Below are 18,658 nucleotides of genomic sequence, written 5' to 3'. Positions count from 1 at the left end.
GCGGAGGTCCCCGACCCCGTACCCTCGTCCCTTGTGAGTACGCGCGCGGCATCGGCAGTCCGGCAGGGGGGCGAGGTCGTGTGTGCCGTGCGCGGGCTGACCAAGACGTATCCGGCGGTCCGCGGCCGGCGCGGCACTCCCGCCACCCCCGAGGTCCGGGCCACCGACGACGTGCACCTGGACATCCGGCGCGGTGAGATCTTCGGGCTGCTCGGGCCGAACGGGGCCGGCAAGTCCACCCTCGTCCGGCAGATGACCGGGCTCATGCGGCCGGACACGGGCCGCGTGGAGATCCTCGGCCACGACGTCGTACGCCACCCCGAGCGCGCCGCGCGGCTCCTCGCCTACCTCGGGCAGGAGTCCACCGCCCTCGACGAACTCACCGTCTCCCTCGCCGCCGAGACCACCGGACGGCTGCGCGGCCTCGACGTGCGCGCGGCCCGCCGGGAGCGCGACGCCGTCCTCGACGAGCTGGGCCTCACGCCGATCGCCGGCCGGCCGCTGCGCAAGCTGTCCGGCGGGCAGCGGCGGCTGGCCTGCTTCGCCGCCGTGCTGGTGGGGGAGCGGCCGCTGCTGGTGCTGGACGAGCCGACCACCGGGATGGACCCGGTCGCGCGGCGGGCCGTGTGGGCCGCCGTGGACCGGCGGCGCGCCGAACGCGGCACGACCGTGCTGCTCGTCACCCACAACGTCATCGAGGCGGAGACCGTCCTCGACCGGGTCGCCGTCCTCGACCAGGGCCGGGTCATCGCCTGCGACACCCCGTCCGGGCTCAAGGAGCAGGTCGCCGGGGAGGTGCGGGTCGAGCTGGTGTGGCGGGAGCGGGCGCCGCTGGACGTGCCCGAGGTCGCCGCGCTGCGCGAGCGGGCCGTGGAGTCCGGCCGCCGCTGGACGCTGCGGCTCGCGCCCGACGAGGCCCGCGCGGTCGTCGCCACCGTCACCGGCGGGGCCGCCTTCGCCGCCCTGGACGACTTCACCCTGGCCACGCCGAGCCTGGAGGACGTCTACCTGGCGCTGGGCGGGGCCGCCCGGCAGGGGCTGGTGCGGGCGTGAGCGCCGGTGCGGGTGTGAGTGCGAGGGGCGTCGTCTCCGTATGGGACGGTGTGCGAACCGTAGGGAAGAGGAGCAGCGCCACGTGAGTGTCGTACCCGCCGAGGTTCTGCCGGGCAGCACCCGGACCGTGCCGGAGCCCGCCCGGGCCGCCGCGGCCGAGCTGGCGCCGCGCGCCCGGCTGTGGCCGTCGCTCGTGGCCGTGTACCGGGCGCAGTTGTCCCGGGCGCGGGTGGCGCGCATCCCGCTGCTGTTCGTGGCGACCTTCCAGTCGGTCGGCATCCTGATCATGATGCGGGGCGTCGTGGACGGCGGGCACGAGGCGGAGGCCGTGGTCGCGGGGTCGGCGGTGCTGGTCGTCGCGTTCGTCGCGCTGAATCTGCTGGCGCAGTACTTCGGGCAGTTGCGGGCCAGCGGGGGGCTCGACCACTACGCGACGCTGCCGGTGCCGCCGGCGGCCGTGGTGCTGGGGGCGGCGGGGGCGTACGCCTCGTTCACCGTGCCGGGGACTCTGGTGACGGCTGTCTTCGGGAGCGTGCTGTTCGGGCTGCCGCTGACGCATCTGTGGGTGCTCGCCCTGGTGATTCCGCTGGCGGGCGCGGCGCTGTCCGGGCTCGGGGCGGCCTTCGGGCTGCTCGCGTCGCGGCCGGAGCTGGCCACCGTGCTGGGGCAGCTCGGCATGTCGGCCGCGCTGCTGCTGGGCGTGCTGCCGCCGGACCGGATGCCGGAAGCGGTGCGCTTCGCCCGCGATCTGCTGCCGTCGACGTACGGCGTCGAGGCGTTCGCCCGGACCTTCCGGGCCGATCCCGACTGGGCGTTCGTGCTCGGGGATCTCGCCGTGTGCGCGGGGGTGGGCGTCGTGTCGCTCGCCGTCGCCACCTGGGCGTACCGTCGGGCCGCCGTCCGGTGACGCGCCGCGCGGGCGGGCCTGGCACGATGGCGGAGTGACCGCACCGCTGACTCCGCCTCCGCCGCCGCACGAACCCTCTTCGCACGAGCCGCCTTCGGCTTCGGCTCCTTCACCTTCTTCGGCTTCGGCTTCCTCTTCGGCTCCGTACGAGGCTTGGCCTCCGGCCGGTGGGGGGTACGGCGCGCCCTACGAGGTGTCCTACGGACAGGACGGGCCCGGGATGAAGACCGAACTGCGCGAAGCCGCCGTGATCACGGTGGTGGTCGCGGTCTTCGGGGTGCTGCTGGGGCTGCTGTGGGTGTGGCTCGCGCCGAAGGTGCCGCTGGTGGGGGATGTGGTGGAGGGCAACTGGGTCGTCTACTTCAAGGACACCGAGGGGGAGCAGGCGATCGGGGTGGACGGGACGTTCACCCTGTTGGCGCTGGCGGTCGGTGCGGTGAGTGCGGGGGCGGTGTTCGCCTGGCGGCGGCGTGGGGGTGTGCCGCTGGTCGTCGCGCTCGCGGTGGGTGGGGTGCTCGGGTCGTTGCTGGCCTGGCGGCTGGGGGTGTGGCTCGGGCCCGCTTCCGATGTGATCGCGCATGCGCGGAGTGTGGGCAAGGGGGTGACGTTCTCGGCGCCGTTGAAGCTGGGGGCGAAGGGGGCGTTGCTGGCGTGGTCGCTGGCCGCGTTGGTGGTGCATCTGGGGCTTACGGCGCTGTTCGGGCCTCGGGATCCTGACCCGTATCTGCCCCAGGGGGGCGGGCCTGTGGACGGGTATGGGGCGCCTGTGGTGTAGGGCGGTTTTCTCCGCCCGCGGCGCCCGCGCCGCGCTGCCCCGCCGTATCGCATGAGGCGGTGGCCGAGGAGCGTCATCGCCCTCGGCCACCGCCTCACGCCCGTGCGGGCACCCTGTTGGGATCTGCCGCCACGGACCGGCACCGACCCGGCCTACGGCGTCTTACGGCGTCCTACGGCACGCGGATCAACGTCCGCGAGTCGTTCGTCCGCGGGATGTACACGGCCTTCCAGGTCCACGCGCCGTTGCCGACCTTGTAGTGGAGCTCGACCGACGCGTTCTTCTTCCACCAGAAGCCCCAGCCCGTGGCGCAGGTGGCGGAGTTGGCCGTCCACACCGGCGAGTCGTCCCAGTCGCCGAACTGGTTGTAGCCCTTGACCCAGAAGTCCATGCGGGCGGAGGTGTCGTTGCAGACCATGACCTGCACAGCCGGCTGCCCTTCGGCGCTGGCCGTCGCGGGGAGCGCCAGACCGCCGAGGACGGCGCTCGCGGTAAGGGCGGCTGTGGTTACTTTGCGTCGAAGGTTGTTCATGGGACTGGCACCGTTCTTTCGTTTTCTGGCATGTCGGGGCGGCATGCCGTGGGGGGTGTGGGGCGGGTCAGCCGAGCAGGCCTTTGGACCGCAGCCAGGCCGTGGCCACCTTGGCGGGGGCCTCACCACTGCTGACGGACGCGGCCAGTACCGCCAGTTGCTCCGTGGTCAGCAAGGGGTTGACGCGCGCCAGGGCGTTTCTGGCGGTCAGGTCCGCATAGGGGGCGCCGGCGAGCGGAAAGACGTGCTCGGGCGGTGCGACTTCCTTGGGGTCGGCCAGTACGACCAGGCCGCCCCGGGTGATCGCGGGGTCGGTACTGCGCAGCACCAGCACATCGGGGGCGCTTGACGCGGGGGCCGCGGCGAGGGTGAGGCCGTAGGCCTGCGCCAGCGCCGAGACGGACGGAGCGTCCGCGGCACCGGAGGCGGAGCCGCCCAGGGTGAGGCGGTCGCCGGACTTCTTCAGGTCGGCGAAGCTGCGCGGTCCGCCGAGTCGTCGGGAGGTGGCCCGGGTGACCGCGAGGACGAGCCCGCGCTGCGCGGCGGCCGGGGGCAGCGCGACGATCCCGGGGGGCAGGGCCATGCTCAGCGTCGCCGCCATGTTGCCGGGCATGGTCTGGCCGCCGGGCAGCGCACGCAACAGGGTGCTCTCGTACGAGGGCGCCAGGCCGATCTCGCCCTCCACCACGGCCTTGGCGGTGTCGGCGGGCGTCGCGTAACGGGTGGTCGCGATCCGCACCTTCGTCCCTGCGGCGGTGAGGAGTTCGCCGTAGAGCGCCGCGGTGACGCGGCTCTCCGCGGAGCCGTCGGTACCGATCACGGTCGGTCCCTCGCGGTCCGCGTACCCAGTGTCCGGGTTGTCGCCGGCACCGGCCGCGCAGCCGGTGAGGAGCAGCAGGGAGCAGACCGTCGCGGCGGCGATACGCAGCCGGAGACGAGTTCCTGGAGTCACAGAGCATCACACTTCGCGATGGGGCGGGCGGCTCCGCCCGGCCGGGGCCGGGCGGAGCCGCTTGCTGTGCGGTGGGGGTGGGGCGGCTCAGCAGTGCTGGTTGCGCTCGGTCTGCGACATCTTCGCGTCCTTGAAGTTCACGTAGCCGCCGTTGGGCTTGTCCGTGTTGTAGCCGGACGACTGGTAGTTGTTGATGTACCAGATGTAGTGGCCGTAGTAGCGCTTGCCGAAGTGCAGCTCGTACCAGCCCTTGGCCTGCTGCTTGGAGGTGCCGCGCTCGATCCAGCCCTTGTATCCGGCCGGGATGTGGATCGTGTTGCTCTCGGTGTCGGTGTGTGAGACCTCCCAGGAGTGGCCGTAACTGGCCTGGACGGAGACCTCGTAGGTCTTCCAGAACGAGGCGGTCGCGGTGATCGAGACGCCGACCGAGTTGGTGGAGCCGGTCGTGTCCTGCCAGTCGACGCGGTGGTCGTTGGTCTGGCTCGCGCAGTTGAACGCGGTGCTGCCGACCTGGTGGTTCGGGCCGGTGTAGGTCCAGTAGCTCTGCGGGTGGAACTGGCAGAAGTCAGCCCAGCCGCAGGCGTCCAGGAGCTCCTTGGTGGTGGGGCTGTCGGCGGCGAACGCCGACTGAGGGGCTGCCATCAGCGAGGCGCCCAGAGTGAGAGCCGCGACAGCGCCGGCTGTCCGGGCGAAGCGCTTGGTGGAGCCGTTCTTGCGAAGAGCGAATTCCATCGGTTACTCCACAGTGGGGTATGGGCGTCGACGGACGACCCGTCGGACCCACACCACTATCGGGGTAAAGATCTTGAAACGTCAATAACGAAATTGTTAATTCGGGACGCTGGATTCCGGTTCACCATCGGGATGCGTATTTCAGGGAACGCCAAATGACGCCGCCTGAATTCGGTCCCAATGCTCCCGAAATTCTGGCGGCGCTTCGTGTTCGAGCACCCGCGCATCATGGGTGACCATGCTTCGTCGGCGCTCGAGGCAGGGAGGGTCGACGGAGGTCGTGGGAAAACTTTCGTGGGGGCAGAGTTGTTTATCAAGCCGGTTCGAAGAGGTAAACAACTCGAGGGCGAGTTCAAAATGGTGACATGGATGGTCAATTAGTCCATAGGCTCACAGATGTAGTAAATCGCACATGAGCGGCGATCTGATTTCCCTTGCGCGGGGTGGAGGTCCAGCCGCGTTCCGGGTGCGTCGTATTCCTGGGAAGCGGTCCGGACGGCGGGACCAGGACCGGTTTTCAGGACCGGTATCCATGGCTATACCGGAATGCGCGCAGAGGTTCCGGTGGGGCACGTCGGGGAGGTATGTGTGCCATTCGGAGGCGGTCGCGGGAGTTCCGGCACGGGTGCAGAGCCGGGCGACGGCGTATTTCTGTACGGGGGCGCCGGACGGGCTGGACGCGGTCGGCCGGGCTGCCAGGGGTCAGGCTCTGGCGATCGGGGCCAGTACCGCTTCCGTCAGATCGGCCAGGGTCGTGGGGGACAGTTCCAGCTCCAGGCCCCTTCTGCCCGCCGAGACGCAGATCGTGGCGTGAGTTGTCGCCGAGGCGTCCAGGACGGTGGGGAGTTTTTTGCGTTGGCCCAGGGGGGAGATGCCGCCTCTGACGTAGCCCGTGGTGCGTTCCGCCAGGGTCGGGTCGGCCATCGCCGCTCGTTTGCCGCCTGCCGCCGCTGCCAGGGCCTTGAGGTCCAGGGAGCCCGCCACCGGGACCACCGCGACCGTCAGGGTGCCGTCCACGTCCGCCACCAGGGTCTTGAAGACCCGGTCGGGGGAGACGCCCATCGCCTCGGCCGCCTCCTCGCCGTAGGACGGGTGGCCGGGGTCGTGGTCGTAGGCGTGAAGCGTGAAGTCCACGCCCGCCGCCGTCAGGGCCACCGTCGCGGGGGTGCCGCCGGCGGGCTGCTGCTTCTTCGCCTTCTTCGGCATGCGGGCCTTCGTCTGTGTCGGTTGAGTCAGTTGCGTCAGTTGAGACTCGTCGGGGCTCGGGTGAGGTCCGATGCGGGGAGCGACGGCAGGTTGCGGATGATCGCCGTCTCCGCGCGCAGGAGTTTCAGTTCGTCCCGGAGCCGGGAGGCCGTGTCGGGGGCCTGGAGGAAGCGCTGTTTGGTGGGGGTGTCCAGCATCATCGCGGCCGCCACCAGGTACGACACGACCGAGGGCTCGTCGGGCAGGTCCGCGCCGGTGGTCAGGGAGCGTTCGCGGGCGCCCGCCAGCCGCTTCTGGTACTGGCGGAAGGCCCGCAGCACGCCCTGCGCGAGCGCGCCCGCCTCGTCGCCCGGGTCCTCCGGCAGCTCCTGGAGCTCGGCCGTCAGGAACGGGCCCGACGCGTCCACCGACAGCAGCTTCACCCGCGTCGTGCCCGTCGCCAGCACCTCGAACGTGCCGTCGGCCCGCTCGCGGATCGTCGCCGCGTCGGCCACGCAGCCGACGCCGTGGAACGCCTTCAGGGGGTCGTCGCCGAACCCGGCCGCGGGGCCGCGCTCGGGCCGCGCCGTCCGGTCGGGCAGCCCCGAGGCACTGGGCGCCACCTCGTGGCCGTCGCGGATGGCGACGACGGCGAACCGGCGCGTTTCGTCCTCGGGGGTCTTCAGCAGATCGCGCATCATGGCGCGATAGCGCTCCTCGAAGACGTTGAGAGGGAGCACGAGTCCCGGGAACAACACCGAGTTCAGCGGGAAGAGCGGCAGGCGGACGGTGGTCACGACGCAGAAGCCTAGTGGTCCACGGGGCGGGCGCGTTGGCCGTGCCCGTTCCCGGGGCCCGAGCGGACCTCCTCGCGCACCGCGAGGAAGTGGCCGAGCGGGTCGTCCGACAGCCGGCCCCAGGGGAAGGACGTGGCGTACGGGCCGATCAGGCGCAGTTGCACGAGGGCGTCGTCGCGGCGGCCGAGGCGGACCAGGACGTACGTCAGGAGGTTGCGGATCTCGGCCGGCCACGGGTCGAGGCCAGGGAAGCGCGCGGAGAGCGCGACGGCGCGGTCGGCGGCGGCGTCCAGCCGCTCGCGCGGCACCTCGGGGCCGCAGCCGTCGGTCAGGTACGTGAACGCGGCCCGCACGGGCAGCGCCTGGACGAGCGAGCCGGCCGGGGCGTCCTGCGCGGCGCGGTCGGCGAAGTCGAAGCACTCGCGGTGGGAGCCGTGCCACGACTCGGCGAGGTAGCGCTTGGCGGCCACATGGCAGCCGTAGTGGTGCGGGGCGCGGCGCACCGCGGCCGCCCACAGCTCGCCGAAGTACTTGTGCCCGGCCCGGGTGCCCCGCGCGTGGTCCAGGGCGATGCGCCACGGCACCGGGTCGCGGACGTCGCTCTGCGCGGCGGCCGTGATCAGCGGGCTCACCTCGCGCAGCAGCTCGGCGCGGGCCGGCGACCGCCAGGCCCGGTCCACCGCGAGCTGCGCGGAGACGATCAGCACGTCGGGGTCGCGCGGGGCGGCGGCCCGCCAGTCCGCGAACCAGTCGGGGCGGGCGTGCGCGAAGGACGCCAGCCGGGTCACGTACCGGTCGTGGTACTCCCACTCGGCGCGTTCCCGGGTGCGGGCCAGCAGCTCGGCGGCGGGCGCGTAGGCGCCCAGGGCGGCGGCGACCAGCGCGGGTCCGAGCCGGTCGTCCGGTACGTCGAGGAGCACCTCGTCGTCGGTGGGGAGCCCGGCGGCGCTGTGGGGGGCGGCGTTCCGCGGTGCCCGGGAGGCCCGGGAGGCGCGGATGAAGGGGGGCAGCAGAGCCATGGTGCCGACCATTGAAAAGCCGCAGCTTCAGAATGCGCCAGAGGGTTCGGGCAACCTGTGGAAAGTTGTACGGCGCAGAGTCAAGGGCCGGTAAAAAGGTGACCGTTCAACGACTGTGCGTACGGCACGGTCAGCTCCGGCGCAGCAGGCGCGTCGCCCCCGCCGCCACCGTCGTCGCCAGGACCCAGCCGAGCAGGATCAGCGCCGTCGCCAGCCACTGCCAGCCGCCGCGCAACTGCCACTGGCCGACCTGCCCCAGATCGATGACGGGCAGCAGCAGGTCGAGGGTGAACAGGGCCGGGTTCCAGGGCGGATGCCCGTCGCGGTTGACGGGCGGATGCGCGGCGTGCGCGAAGGCCAGCGAACTCGCCGCCCACAGCACCGCCATCCACACCGCCGCGCGGCCCGGCCGGTACCCGTAGGCGACCGTCCAGTCCTGGGCGTAGCCCACGAGCTTCGCCGCGGGCGGCAGCGTCTCGCGGCGGCGGCGCTGCTTGGCGAGCAGCACCTCGCGCGCGTCCTCGTCCTCCCCGCCGCCCCGCAGCACGGTCGCCAGCCGCTCGTACGGCTCCGGGGCGTACTCGGCGGTCGCCGCCGCCACCCAGCGCAGCCGCTCGGCCAGCGGGAACGGGCCCTGCGGCACCAGGTTCTCGTACGCGAAGCCGCCCATGTGCAGTCGGCCAGGGCCCGGCCAGGCGCTCGCCCGGTCGACGAGGTTGATCACCCGGGCGCCCGACAGCACCACCTTCCCGCGCGCGGGAGGCTCCCCGAGGAAGCGCAGCTCGGGCGTCTGCACCCGGCGCAGCGACAGCTCCTGGTCCTCCGTGAAGACGAACCGGGCCCGCTCCAGGTCCACGGCGTCACCGAACCGCCCGTCGTCCAGACGCACCCCGCCCCGGCAGTCGAAACGCTGGATGCGCGTCCCGCGCGCGGGAGTCGTGCCGCTCAGCGCCTGGCCGCCGACGCCGGCCGGGGTCAGATACAGCGAGCGCCCCACCGTGAGCTGCGGCGCGTTCAGCGCGAGCCGGGTGTACGGGTTGGCCAGCCGCGCCCCGCGCAGACTCAGCGACACGCCGATCGTGGCGCTGCGCAGACTCAGCTCGCCATGCGACTCCAGCAGCTCCGCCTGGAGGTCCTGGCCGACCGTCATGCCGTCGGCGGCGATCGAACGGCCGGACCGGTCGCGGTACACGATCGCCTGGTTGAGCAGCAGGTCCGTGCCGATGTGCGCGTCGGTGAGCCGGACGCCGTTGTGGAAGCGGCAGCGCGGCAGGTGCAGATCGCCCTCGGTGTGCACCCGGGCCGCCTCGAGCCGCGGCACCGAGCAGTCCACCATCCGCATCGTCGTGAACCGCGCCTCCGGCATCAGCACCTCCTGCTCGAACCGGCAGCGCCGCATCTCCAGATACGGCACCACCGTGCCGCCCGCGAGGTCCAGGGAGCCGCTGATCTGCACGCCGGCCAGTTTCAACGAGGCGACCCGGCCGGCCAGCGCGGGCGGCCCGGCCAGCAGCAGCCAGGCGACGATCCGCGCCCGCACGGTCCGCCCCGCGCCCCACGGATGACCGCCGTGCGGATCGTCGACGACCGTGTCCCCGCTGCTCAGGTCGTACACGGTGCCGTCGCGGAAGGCCTGCCACATGCCGGCCTCGGCGGCGGTCAGATCGTCCGGCAGCTCCCCGGCGTGCCCGCCGGCCCCCTCCGTCACACCCGTCACCCCTTCGGTCACCCTCCCCGCTAGACGTGAAGGTGATCTTCCGGGTTCCGGCGGCCGTCCGGCCACGTTCTGTATCAGCCATTGATACGCGCGAACGACGTCCGATCCCGGTCTGAGAGAATTGACCTCGTGCTGCAACATTTCTCGCTGGCCCGAATCGATCTGCGCGGCGACCCCCTTCCCGAGGGCCCCGCCCTGCGCGACCTGCTGCCCCGAGCCGAATTCGACGTCTCGGCCGCCCTGGAGAAGGTGCGCCCGATCTGCGAGGCCGTGCATCATCGGGGCGACGCGGCGCTGATCGACTTCGCCGAGCGGTTCGACGGCGTGCGGCTGACCTCCGTGAGGGTCCCGGCGCAGGCCGTCGCCGACGCGCTGGAGCAGCTCGACCCCGCCGTGCGCGCGGCCCTGGAGGAGTCCATCCGCCGCGCCCGCCTCGTGCACCGCGCGCAGCGCCGCACGACCCACACGACGCAGGTCGTGCCCGGCGGATCCGTGACCGAGAAGTGGGTGCCGGTCGAGCGGGTCGGGCTGTACGCGCCGGGCGGCCGGTCGGTCTACCCGTCGTCCGTGATCATGAACGTGGTGCCCGCCCAGGAGGCCGGCGTCGAGTCCATCGCGCTCGCCTCCCCGGCGCAGGCCGAGTTCGGCGGCCTCCCGCACCCGACGATCCTCGCCGCGTGCGCCCTGCTCGGCGTCGACGAGGTGTACGCGGCAGGCGGCGCCACCGCCGTCGCGATGTTCGCGTACGGCACCGAGTCCTGCCCGCCCGCCAACATGGTCACCGGCCCCGGCAACATCTGGGTCGCCGCCGCCAAGCGCTACTTCACCGGCAAGATCGGCATCGACGCCGAGGCCGGCCCCACCGAGATCGCCGTCCTCGCCGACGACAGCGCCGACCCGGTGCACGTCGCCGCCGACCTGATCAGCCAGGCCGAGCACGACCCGCTGGCCGCCGCCGTCCTCGTCACCGACTCCGTCGCACTGGCGGACGCGGTCGAGAAGGAGCTCCAGCCGCAGATCGCCGCCACCAAGCACATCGACGACCGGATCGTCCCGGCGCTCGCCGGCCGCCAGTCGGCGATCGTCCTCGTCGACGGCATCGACGAGGGCCTGCGCGTCGTCGACGCGTACGGCGCCGAGCACCTGGAGATCCAGACGGCCGACGCCGCCGCCGTGGCCGACCGGGTCAGGAACGCGGGCGCGATCTTCGTCGGGCCCTGGTCGCCGGTGTCCCTCGGCGACTACGCGGCCGGATCCAACCACGTGCTGCCCACCGGCGGCTGCGCCTGCCACTCCTCCGGGCTGTCCGTGCAGTCCTTCCTGAGGGGCGTCCACATCGTCGACTACACCCGCGACGCGCTGGCCGACGTCGCGCATCACGTGGTGACGCTGGCGGAGGCGGAGGACCTGCCCGCGCACGGCGCGGCGGTCAAGGCAAGGTTCGGATGGAAGGTACCGACGAGCAAGTGACCGGCATCGACGATCTTCCCGTACGCGACGAGCTGCGCGGCAAGTCCCCTTACGGCGCGCCCCAGTTGGACGTCCCCGTACGGCTGAACACCAACGAGAACCCCTACCCGCTGCCCGAGGCGCTGGTCGAGCGGATCGCCGAGCGCGTCCGCGAGGCCGCCCGCGACCTCAACCGCTACCCCGACCGGGACGCGATCGAGCTGCGCACCGGGCTGGCCGACTACCTGACGAAGACCGGGGGCCACCGGGTCGGCGTCGAGAACGTGTGGGCGGCCAACGGCTCCAACGAGGTCATCCAGCAACTGCTCCAGACCTTCGGCGGACCGGGCCGTACCGCGATCGGCTTCGAGCCGTCATACTCGATGCACGCGCTCATCGCGCGCGGCACCGGGACCGGCTGGATCTCCGGCCCGCGCAACGAGGACTTCTCGATCGACCTCGCCGCCGCCGAGCGGTGGATCGCGGAGAACAAGCCCGACGTCGTGTTCGTCACGACCCCCAACAACCCCACGGGCAACGCCGTTTCGCCCGAGACGGTCCTCGCGCTGTACGACGCCGCACAGACCGCCAAGCCGTCGATGGTGATCGTCGACGAGGCGTACGTCGAGTTCAGCCACGGCGACTCGCTGCTGCCGCTGCTCGAAGGTCGGCCGAATCTCGTCGTCTCGCGCACGATGTCGAAGGCCTTCGGCGCGGCCGGGCTGCGGCTCGGCTATCTCGCCGCGCACCCCGCCGTCGTCGACGCCGTCCAACTCGTCCGGCTGCCCTACCACCTGTCGGCCGTCACCCAGGCGACCGCGCTGGCCGCCCTGGAGCACACCGACACGCTGCTCGGGTACGTGGAGCAGTTGAAGGGCGAACGGGACCGGCTGGTGGGCGAGTTGCGGGCCCTCGGCTGCGAAGTCGTCGAGTCCGACGCGAACTTCGTGCAGTTCGGCCGGTTCGCGGACTCCCGCGCCGCCTGGCAGAAGATCCTCGACCAGGGCGTCCTGGTCCGGGACAACGGCATCCCGGGGTGGCTGCGGGTCTCCGCCGGAACCCCCGAAGAGAACGACGCGTTCCTCGACGCGGTCCGAAAACTGAAGAAGGAGCAGAGCGCATGAACCGCGTAGGACGTGTGGAGCGGACGACGAAGGAGACCTCGGTCCTCGTCGAGATCAACCTCGACGGCACCGGCAAGGTCGATGTGTCGACCGGCGTCGGCTTCTACGACCACATGCTCGACCAGCTCGGCCGGCACGGTCTGTTCGACCTGACCGTGAAGACCGACGGCGACCTGCACATCGACTCCCACCACACCATCGAGGACACCGCCCTCGCGCTGGGCGCCGCCTTCAAGCAGGCGCTCGGCGACAAGGTGGGCATCTACCGCTTCGGCAACTGCACGGTCCCGCTGGACGAGTCGCTCGCCCAGGTCACCGTCGACCTGTCCGGCCGCCCCTACCTCGTGCACACCGAGCCCGAGAAGATGGCGCCGATGATCGGCGAGTACGACACCACGATGACCCGGCACATCCTGGAGTCCTTCGTCGCCCAGGCCCAGATCGCGCTGCACGTGCACGTGCCCTACGGGCGCAACGCGCACCACATCGTGGAGTGCCAGTTCAAGGCCCTCGCCCGCGCCCTGCGCTACGCCTCCGAGCGCGACCCGCGCGCGGCCGGCATCCTCCCCTCCACGAAGGGCGCGCTGTAGAACCATGACGGGACTCTCGACCCTTCTGATCGTCGTCGGCCTCTTCCTGGCCGGCGGCATCTACTCGTTCGTCAAACAGCAGATGCCGAAGAGCCTGATCGTGCTGCTCTCGATCGGCGCCACGATGTGTCTCGTCGCGGGCGTGATGCGGCTGGAGGTGTGGAATTGACCGCCACCGGGACGACCGGCGCGAAGAAGGTGGTCGTCTTCGACTACGGCTTCGGCAACGTCCGCTCCGCCGAGCGCGCCCTCGCGCGCGCGGGGGCCGACGTGGAGATCACGCGTGACTTCGACACGGCCATGAACGCCGACGGGCTGCTGGTGCCGGGCGTCGGCGCGTTCGCCGCCTGCATGAAGGGCCTGCGCGAGGCGCGCGGCGACTGGATCGTCGGCCGCCGGCTGTCCGGCGGGCGGCCCGTGCTGGGCATCTGCGTCGGCATGCAGATCCTCTTCGCGCGCGGCATCGAGCACGGTGTGCAGACCGAGGGCCTGGACGAATGGCCCGGCGCGGTCGAGCCGCTCCAGGCCGAGATCGTGCCCCACATGGGCTGGAACACCGTCGACGCCCCGGCCGGCTCGGAGCTGTTCGCCGGCCTGGACGCGGACGCGCGCTTCTACTTCGTGCACTCCTACGCCGTCCAGGAGTGGACCCTGGAGACCACGAACGCGGCCATCAGGGCGCCTCTGGTCACCTGGTCGACGCACGGCAAGCCCTTCGTGGCCGCCGTGGAGAACGGCGCCCTGTGGGCCACGCAGTTCCACCCCGAGAAGTCCGGCGACGCCGGCGCCCAGCTCCTCACCAACTGGATCGGAACCCTGTGAGCAAGCTCGAACTCCTCCCCGCCGTCGACGTCCGCGACGGCCAGGCCGTCCGTCTCGTGCACGGCGAGTCGGGCACGGAGACTTCTTACGGTTCGCCCCTCGACGCCGCCCTCGCCTGGCAGCGCTCGGGCGCCGAGTGGCTGCACCTGGTCGACCTGGACGCCGCGTTCGGCACCGGCGACAACCGCGCCCTGATCGCCGAGGTCGCGAAGGCCATGGACATCAAGGTGGAGCTGTCCGGCGGCATCCGCGACGACGACACCCTCGCCGCCGCCCTCGCCACCGGCTGCACCCGGGTGAACCTGGGCACGGCCGCCCTGGAGACGCCCGAGTGGGTCGCCAAGGTCATCGCCGAGCACGGCGACAAGATCGCCGTCGGCCTCGACGTACGCGGCACGACGCTGCGCGGCCGTGGCTGGACCCGCGACGGCGGCGACCTCTACGAGACGCTGGCCCGCCTCGACCAGGAGGGCTGCGCGCGGTACGTCGTCACCGACATCGCCAAGGACGGCACGCTCCAGGGCCCGAACCTGGAGCTCCTGAAGAACGTGTGCGCGGTGACGGACCGGCCGGTCGTGGCGTCGGGCGGAGTGTCGTCCCTGGCCGACCTGCGGGCCATCGCCGAGCTGGTCCCCCTCGGCGTCGAGGGCTCCATCGTCGGCAAGGCCCTCTACGCGAAGGCGTTCACCCTGGAAGAGGCCCTGGAGGCGGTGGCCCGGTGAGCGAGGTGCGACGCGTCACGACCGGCGCGCCCTGGGAGGACGCCTTCGGCTACTCCCGCGCGGTGGAACTGCCCAACGGACTGGTGCTGGTCGCCGGCTGCACGTCGATCGTGGACGGCCAGATCGCCGGCGGCGGCCCCTACGAGCAGACGGTCAACGCCTTCAACGTCGCGTTCGCGGCGCTGGAGCAACTGGGTCTCGGCCCGGGCGACGTCGTGCGGACGCGCATGTACGTCACCCACGCGCGGGACGTGGACGACGTCGGACGCGCCCACAAGGAGCTGTTCGACGCCGTCCGGCCCGCCGCATCCATGATCATCGTCGCCGGCCTCGTGGACCCCAGCCTGGTCGTCGAGGTCGAGGTCGAGGCGTTCCGAGGAGTGCCGTCATGACCCTTGCGATCCGCGTCATCCCCTGCCTGGACGTCGACAACGGCCGCGTCGTCAAGGGCGTCAACTTCCAGAACCTGCGCGACGCGGGCGACCCCGTCGAGATGGCCAAGGTGTACGACGCCGAGGGCGCCGACGAGCTGACGTTCCTGGACATCACCGCCTCCTCCGGCAACCGCGAGACGACCTACGACGTGGTGCGCCGCACCGCCGAGCAGGTGTTCATCCCGCTCACCGTCGGCGGCGGCGTACGCACCCCCGAGGACGTCGACAAGCTGCTGCGGGCCGGCGCGGACAAGGTGGGCGTGAACACGGCCGCGATCGCCCGCCCCGAGCTGATCAAGGAGATCGCGGAGCGCTTCGGCAGCCAGGTACTGGTCCTCTCGGTGGACGCCAGGCGCACCGCGTCCGGCTCCTTCGAGGTGACGACCCACGGCGGCCGCAAGGGCACCGGCATCGACGCCATCGAGTGGGCGCACCGGGCGGCCGAGCTGGGCGCGGGCGAGATCCTGCTCAACTCGATGGACGCCGACGGCACCAAGGACGGCTACGACCTGGAGATGATCACCGCCGTCCGCAAGCACGTGTCGATCCCCCTGATCGCCTCCGGCGGCGCGGGCACCCTCACCGACTTCCCCCCGGCCGTCGAAGCGGGCGCGAACGCGGTCCTGGCCGCATCGGTGTTCCACTTCGGCGACCTGCGCATCGGCGAGGTCAAGACCGCCCTGCGCGAAGCGGGACACCCCGTGCGCTGACGCCTATGGGCGTGAGGTGAGGTGCGGTAAGCCCCGACCACCTGGTGGCCGGGGCTTACTCATGGCCGCCGCAGTCCTTGCCGCCTCAGTCCGTGCCGTCTCGTTCCTTCGGCTGAGCCAGTTGGATCAGGTTGCCCACGGTGTCGTCCAGGACGGCGGCGATGACCGGGCCCTGTTCCTGCGGCTTGTGGGTGAAACGCACCCCCAGGGACCGCAGGCGCTCGTACTCCGCGGCGATGTCGTCGACGGAGAACACGATGCACGGCAGACCCGCCTCGCGCAGCGCCGCCCGGTACGGCTCCGCGATGGGACCCTGGCCGGGCTCCAACAGCAACTGGAGATCCGGCTGGGCCCCTTCCGGCGCGCCCACGGTGACCAGCAGCGAGCCGCCGCCGAGATCCATGTGCAGGCGCGTCTCGAAGCCCAGGACGTCCGTGTAGAAGGCGTGCGCCTTCGCGACGTCGTCGACGTACACGCTGGTCATCGCGACCTTGATCATGAACGGTTCCTCTCAGAGGCCGAGCTGCTTGCCGCCGTACAGGGTGGCGATCGCGTCCTTCTCGCCCTCCAGCTCCACCTTGGCGGCGCTCTGCCGGCCGTACAGGAACAGCAGCAGCTCCGACGGCTCCCCGGTCGCCGTCACCACCGGAGTGCCCCGGTTGGCGACCGCCGTACGGCCGTCCGCGCGGCGCAGCACCAGGCCCGTCGGCGTGGAGCGGCCCATCAGCCGGGCGGCGCGCTCCAGCCGGGACCACAGGGCGTCCTGGAAGACCGGGTCGAGCTCGCGCGGCGTCCACTCCGGCCCGGCGCGCCGGACGTCCTCGGTGTGGACGTAGAACTCGATCGTGTTCGACGCCTCGTCGACCTGCTTGAGCTGGAAGGGCGAGAAGCGCGGCGGGCCGGTCCGGATGAGCTGGATCAGCTCCTCGTACGGCTTGGCCGCGAACTCCTCCATCACCTTGTCCAGCCGGGCCGCGAGCTGCGGGACCAGCAGACCGCCCGCGGCGTCCGGGCGGCGCTCGCGCACCACCACGTGCGCGGCCAGATCCCGGGTCTGCCAGCCCTCGCAGAGGGTCGGCGCATCGGGACCCGCGGTCTCCAATAGATCGGCGAGCAGAAGCCGTTCACGCTTGGCGAAAGTCGACATGCAGTCAGCCTACGGCCGTGCCGCGGGTCCGCACAGTGGACACCGTGCCGTCACTGTCAGTGCCGCGCGGCAGAATGGCACCATGACCAGCACGCCCCCGCCCAGCAGCCTCGACCCCGAGATCGCCGCGCGCCTCAAGCGCGCCGCCGACGGCCTCGTCCCCGCCATCGCCCAGCAGTACGACACCGGTGAGGTGCTCATGCTCGGCTGGATGGACGACGAGGCGCTGCACCGCACGCTCACCACCGGCCGCTGCACCTACTGGTCGCGCAGCCGCCGGGAGTACTGGGTCAAGGGCGACACCTCCGGCCACTTCCAGTGGGTCAAGTCCGTCGCCCTGGACTGCGACGCCGACACCGTCCTCGTCAAGGTCGACCAGGTCGGCGCCGCCTGCCACACCGGCGCGCGCACCTGCTTCGACGCCGACGTCCTGCTGAAGGACGACACCGGTTCCGACACCGCCGCCGTAGATCAGTAAGGTCAGCCGCCATGGACCTCGAGACGTTCCGCAAGCTGGCCGGCGACCGCCGTGTCATCCCGGTCACCCGCAAGCTCCTCGCCGACGGCGACACCCCGGTCGCGCTCTACCGCAAACTCGCGGCCGAGCGCACCGGCACCTTCCTGCTGGAGTCCGCGGAGAACGGCCGCTCCTGGTCCCGGTACTCCTTCGTCGGCGTCCGCTCCGCCGCCACCCTCACCGCGCTCGACGGCCAAACCCACTGGCTCGGCACCCCGCCCGTCGGCGTCCCCACGGACGGCGACCCGCTCGCCGCCCTGCGCGCCACCATCGAGACCCTGCACACCCCCCACCAGGAGGGCATGCCGCCCTTCACCGGCGGCATGGTCGGCTACCTCGGCTACGACATCGTGCGCCGCCTGGAGAAGATCGGCCCCGGCGAGCGGGACGACCTGCGCCTGCCCGAGCTGACCATGCTCCTGACCAGCGACCTCGCCGTCATGGACCACTGGGAGGGCTCCGTCCTGCTGATCGCCAACGCGATCAACCACAACGACCTCGAGACCGGCGTCGACGAGGCGTACACGGACGCGATCGCCCGCCTCGACGCCATGGAGGCCGACCTCACGCGCGCGGTCGCCCAGCCCCCGGCCGTCCTGCCGCCCTCCGAGCTGCCCGAGTACACCGCCCTGTGGGGCGGCCCCGACTTCCGGACGGCCGTCGAGGACATCAAGGAGCGCATCCGCGCGGGCGAGGCCTTCCAGGTCGTCCCCTCCCAGCGCTTCGAAACACCGTGCACGGCCAGCGCGCTGGACGTCTACCGGGTCCTCAGGGCGACCAACCCGTCGCCGTACATGTACCTGTTCCGCCTCGACGGCTTCGACGTCGTCGGCTCGTCCCCCGAGGCGCTCGTCAAGGTCGAGGACGGCCACGCGATGGTCCACCCCATCGCCGGCACCCGGCACCGCGGGGCCACCCCGCAGGAGGACCAGGCCCTCGCCGACGAACTGCTCGCCGACCCCAAGGAGCGCGCCGAGCACCTCATGCTGGTCGACCTGGGCCGCAACGACCTGGGCCGGGTCTGCGAACCGGGCTCGGTCGAGGTCGTCGACTTCATGTCCGTCGAGCGGTACTCGCACGTCATGCACATCGTCTCGACGGTCACCGGCAAGGTCGCCGCCGGCCGCACCGCCTTCGACGTCCTCACCGCCTGCTTCCCCGCCGGCACCCTCTCCGGCGCCCCCAAGCCCCGCGCCATGCAGATCATCGACGAACTGGAACCGTCCCGACGCGGCCTGTACGGCGGCTGCGTGGGCTACCTGGACTTCGCGGGCGACTCCGACACCGCCATCGCCATCCGCACCGCCCTGCTGCGCGACGGCACGGCCTACGTCCAGGCAGGCGCCGGCATCGTCGCCGACTCCGACCCGGTCGCCGAGGACCAGGAGTGCCGCAACAAGGCGGCGGCGGTCCTGCGCGCCGTCCACACGGCCAACCGGCTCGGCACGTAACAGGCCCGGGCCGTAGGACGAGG

General features: G+C 71.8%; 22 protein-coding genes. 13 read left to right on the top strand and 9 right to left on the bottom strand.

Going from position 1 to position 18,658, the window contains the following annotated elements; all coding sequences use genetic code 11:
• Positions 1–33: 33 nt before the first annotated feature.
• The 3 genes from BMZ82_RS07805 to BMZ82_RS07795 all read left to right on the top strand — a co-directional run bounded on the left by BMZ82_RS07805 (position 34) and on the right by BMZ82_RS07795 (position 2,735).
• A complete protein-coding gene (locus BMZ82_RS07805; protein WP_177244424.1) occupies positions 34–1,053 on the top strand; it encodes an ABC transporter ATP-binding protein in 1,020 nt (339 codons plus the stop codon).
• Positions 1,054–1,135: 82 nt separating this feature from the next.
• Positions 1,136–1,960 carry an ABC transporter permease gene (locus BMZ82_RS07800; protein WP_093773125.1) on the top strand — a complete coding sequence of 275 codons (825 nt, stop codon included), beginning with the start codon at positions 1,136–1,138 and terminating at the stop codon, positions 1,958–1,960.
• 34 nt (positions 1,961–1,994) lie between these two features.
• Positions 1,995–2,735 (top strand): DUF2567 domain-containing protein, encoded by a 741-nt coding sequence (locus tag BMZ82_RS07795; protein WP_093773123.1) that lies wholly within the window; start codon positions 1,995–1,997, stop codon positions 2,733–2,735.
• A 172-nt stretch (positions 2,736–2,907) separates the two neighbouring features.
• Here BMZ82_RS07795 and BMZ82_RS07790 read toward each other — a convergent pair whose 3' ends face one another.
• The 7 genes from BMZ82_RS07790 to BMZ82_RS07760 form a co-directional block, all read right to left on the bottom strand.
• Positions 2,908–3,267 carry a hypothetical protein gene (locus BMZ82_RS07790; RefSeq protein WP_143098835.1) on the bottom strand — a complete coding sequence of 120 codons (360 nt, stop codon included), beginning with the start codon at positions 3,265–3,267 and terminating at the stop codon, positions 2,908–2,910.
• 67 nt (positions 3,268–3,334) lie between these two features.
• Positions 3,335–4,219: a glycine betaine ABC transporter substrate-binding protein gene (locus BMZ82_RS07785; protein WP_093773119.1), complete on the bottom strand. Its 885-nt coding sequence runs from the start codon at positions 4,217–4,219 to the stop codon at positions 3,335–3,337.
• 87 nt (positions 4,220–4,306) lie between these two features.
• Complete coding sequence (locus BMZ82_RS07780) at positions 4,307–4,951, bottom strand: hypothetical protein (RefSeq protein ID WP_093773117.1); 645 nt, start codon at positions 4,949–4,951, stop codon at positions 4,307–4,309.
• A gap of 702 nt (positions 4,952–5,653) precedes the next feature.
• On the bottom strand, positions 5,654–6,157 hold the full coding sequence (ybaK, locus tag BMZ82_RS07775; protein ID WP_093773115.1) for a Cys-tRNA(Pro) deacylase: 504 nt from the start codon (positions 6,155–6,157) through the stop codon (positions 5,654–5,656).
• 35 nt (positions 6,158–6,192) lie between these two features.
• A complete protein-coding gene (locus BMZ82_RS07770; RefSeq protein ID WP_093773113.1) occupies positions 6,193–6,933 on the bottom strand; it encodes an LON peptidase substrate-binding domain-containing protein in 741 nt (246 codons plus the stop codon).
• An 11-nt stretch (positions 6,934–6,944) separates the two neighbouring features.
• The gene (locus tag BMZ82_RS07765) at positions 6,945–7,964 is read right to left on the bottom strand and encodes a hypothetical protein (protein WP_093773111.1); all 1,020 of its coding nucleotides are present in this window, start codon (positions 7,962–7,964) and stop codon (positions 6,945–6,947) included.
• Positions 7,965–8,082: 118 nt separating this feature from the next.
• Positions 8,083–9,660 carry an oxidoreductase gene (locus tag BMZ82_RS07760; protein ID WP_093773426.1) on the bottom strand — a complete coding sequence of 526 codons (1,578 nt, stop codon included), beginning with the start codon at positions 9,658–9,660 and terminating at the stop codon, positions 8,083–8,085.
• A gap of 138 nt (positions 9,661–9,798) precedes the next feature.
• On the opposite strand from BMZ82_RS07760, the gene hisD reads away from it, so the two are divergent.
• The 8 genes from hisD to hisF are packed head-to-tail and all read left to right on the top strand — an operon-like array spanning position 9,799 to position 15,520.
• Positions 9,799–11,139: a histidinol dehydrogenase gene (gene hisD, locus BMZ82_RS07755; protein ID WP_256251814.1), complete on the top strand. Its 1,341-nt coding sequence runs from the start codon at positions 9,799–9,801 to the stop codon at positions 11,137–11,139.
• Positions 11,136–12,242, top strand: a complete 1,107-nt coding sequence (locus tag BMZ82_RS07750) for a histidinol-phosphate transaminase (protein WP_256251813.1) — start codon at positions 11,136–11,138, stop codon at positions 12,240–12,242. The genes hisD and BMZ82_RS07750 overlap by 4 nt, the downstream gene beginning before the upstream one ends.
• On the top strand, positions 12,239–12,832 hold the full coding sequence (hisB, locus tag BMZ82_RS07745; RefSeq protein WP_093773107.1) for an imidazoleglycerol-phosphate dehydratase HisB: 594 nt from the start codon (positions 12,239–12,241) through the stop codon (positions 12,830–12,832). Before BMZ82_RS07750 ends, hisB begins: the two co-directional genes overlap by 4 nt.
• 4 nt (positions 12,833–12,836) lie before the next feature.
• Positions 12,837–13,001: a hypothetical protein gene (locus BMZ82_RS40600; protein ID WP_177244423.1), complete on the top strand. Its 165-nt coding sequence runs from the start codon at positions 12,837–12,839 to the stop codon at positions 12,999–13,001.
• On the top strand, positions 12,998–13,654 hold the full coding sequence (gene hisH, locus BMZ82_RS07740; protein ID WP_093773105.1) for an imidazole glycerol phosphate synthase subunit HisH: 657 nt from the start codon (positions 12,998–13,000) through the stop codon (positions 13,652–13,654). Before BMZ82_RS40600 ends, hisH begins: the two co-directional genes overlap by 4 nt.
• Positions 13,651–14,376, top strand: a complete 726-nt coding sequence (gene priA, locus BMZ82_RS07735; RefSeq protein WP_093773103.1) for a bifunctional 1-(5-phosphoribosyl)-5-((5-phosphoribosylamino)methylideneamino)imidazole-4-carboxamide isomerase/phosphoribosylanthranilate isomerase PriA — start codon at positions 13,651–13,653, stop codon at positions 14,374–14,376. The genes hisH and priA overlap by 4 nt, the downstream gene beginning before the upstream one ends.
• Positions 14,373–14,768, top strand: a complete 396-nt coding sequence (locus BMZ82_RS07730; RefSeq protein ID WP_093773101.1) for a RidA family protein — start codon at positions 14,373–14,375, stop codon at positions 14,766–14,768. Before priA ends, BMZ82_RS07730 begins: the two co-directional genes overlap by 4 nt.
• The gene (gene hisF, locus BMZ82_RS07725) at positions 14,765–15,520 is read left to right on the top strand and encodes an imidazole glycerol phosphate synthase subunit HisF (protein ID WP_093773099.1); all 756 of its coding nucleotides are present in this window, start codon (positions 14,765–14,767) and stop codon (positions 15,518–15,520) included. The genes BMZ82_RS07730 and hisF overlap by 4 nt, the downstream gene beginning before the upstream one ends.
• A gap of 85 nt (positions 15,521–15,605) precedes the next feature.
• Here hisF and BMZ82_RS07720 read toward each other — a convergent pair whose 3' ends face one another.
• Both BMZ82_RS07720 and BMZ82_RS07715 read right to left on the bottom strand, forming a co-directional pair.
• Positions 15,606–16,019, bottom strand: a complete 414-nt coding sequence (locus tag BMZ82_RS07720; RefSeq protein ID WP_093773097.1) for a VOC family protein — start codon at positions 16,017–16,019, stop codon at positions 15,606–15,608.
• Between the two features lie 12 nt (positions 16,020–16,031).
• Positions 16,032–16,667: a TIGR03085 family metal-binding protein gene (locus tag BMZ82_RS07715; protein ID WP_093773095.1), complete on the bottom strand. Its 636-nt coding sequence runs from the start codon at positions 16,665–16,667 to the stop codon at positions 16,032–16,034.
• 82 nt (positions 16,668–16,749) lie between these two features.
• Between BMZ82_RS07715 and hisI the strand changes: the two genes are divergently transcribed.
• Together hisI and BMZ82_RS07705 are read left to right on the top strand one after the other, a co-directional pair.
• Entirely contained in the window at positions 16,750–17,145 is a 396-nt protein-coding gene (hisI, locus tag BMZ82_RS07710) for a phosphoribosyl-AMP cyclohydrolase (protein ID WP_093773093.1), read from the top strand.
• A gap of 11 nt (positions 17,146–17,156) precedes the next feature.
• Positions 17,157–18,635: an anthranilate synthase component I gene (locus tag BMZ82_RS07705; RefSeq protein ID WP_093773091.1), complete on the top strand. Its 1,479-nt coding sequence runs from the start codon at positions 17,157–17,159 to the stop codon at positions 18,633–18,635.
• The last annotated feature ends 23 nt before the right edge of the window (positions 18,636–18,658 follow it).

This window comes from Streptomyces sp. yr375 (genome assembly GCF_900110755.1).
GTDB lineage: Bacteria > Actinomycetota > Actinomycetes > Streptomycetales > Streptomycetaceae > Streptomyces.
The sequence above is the reverse complement of the archived record's forward strand: the minus strand, read 5'-3'. Positions and strand labels throughout refer to the sequence as shown.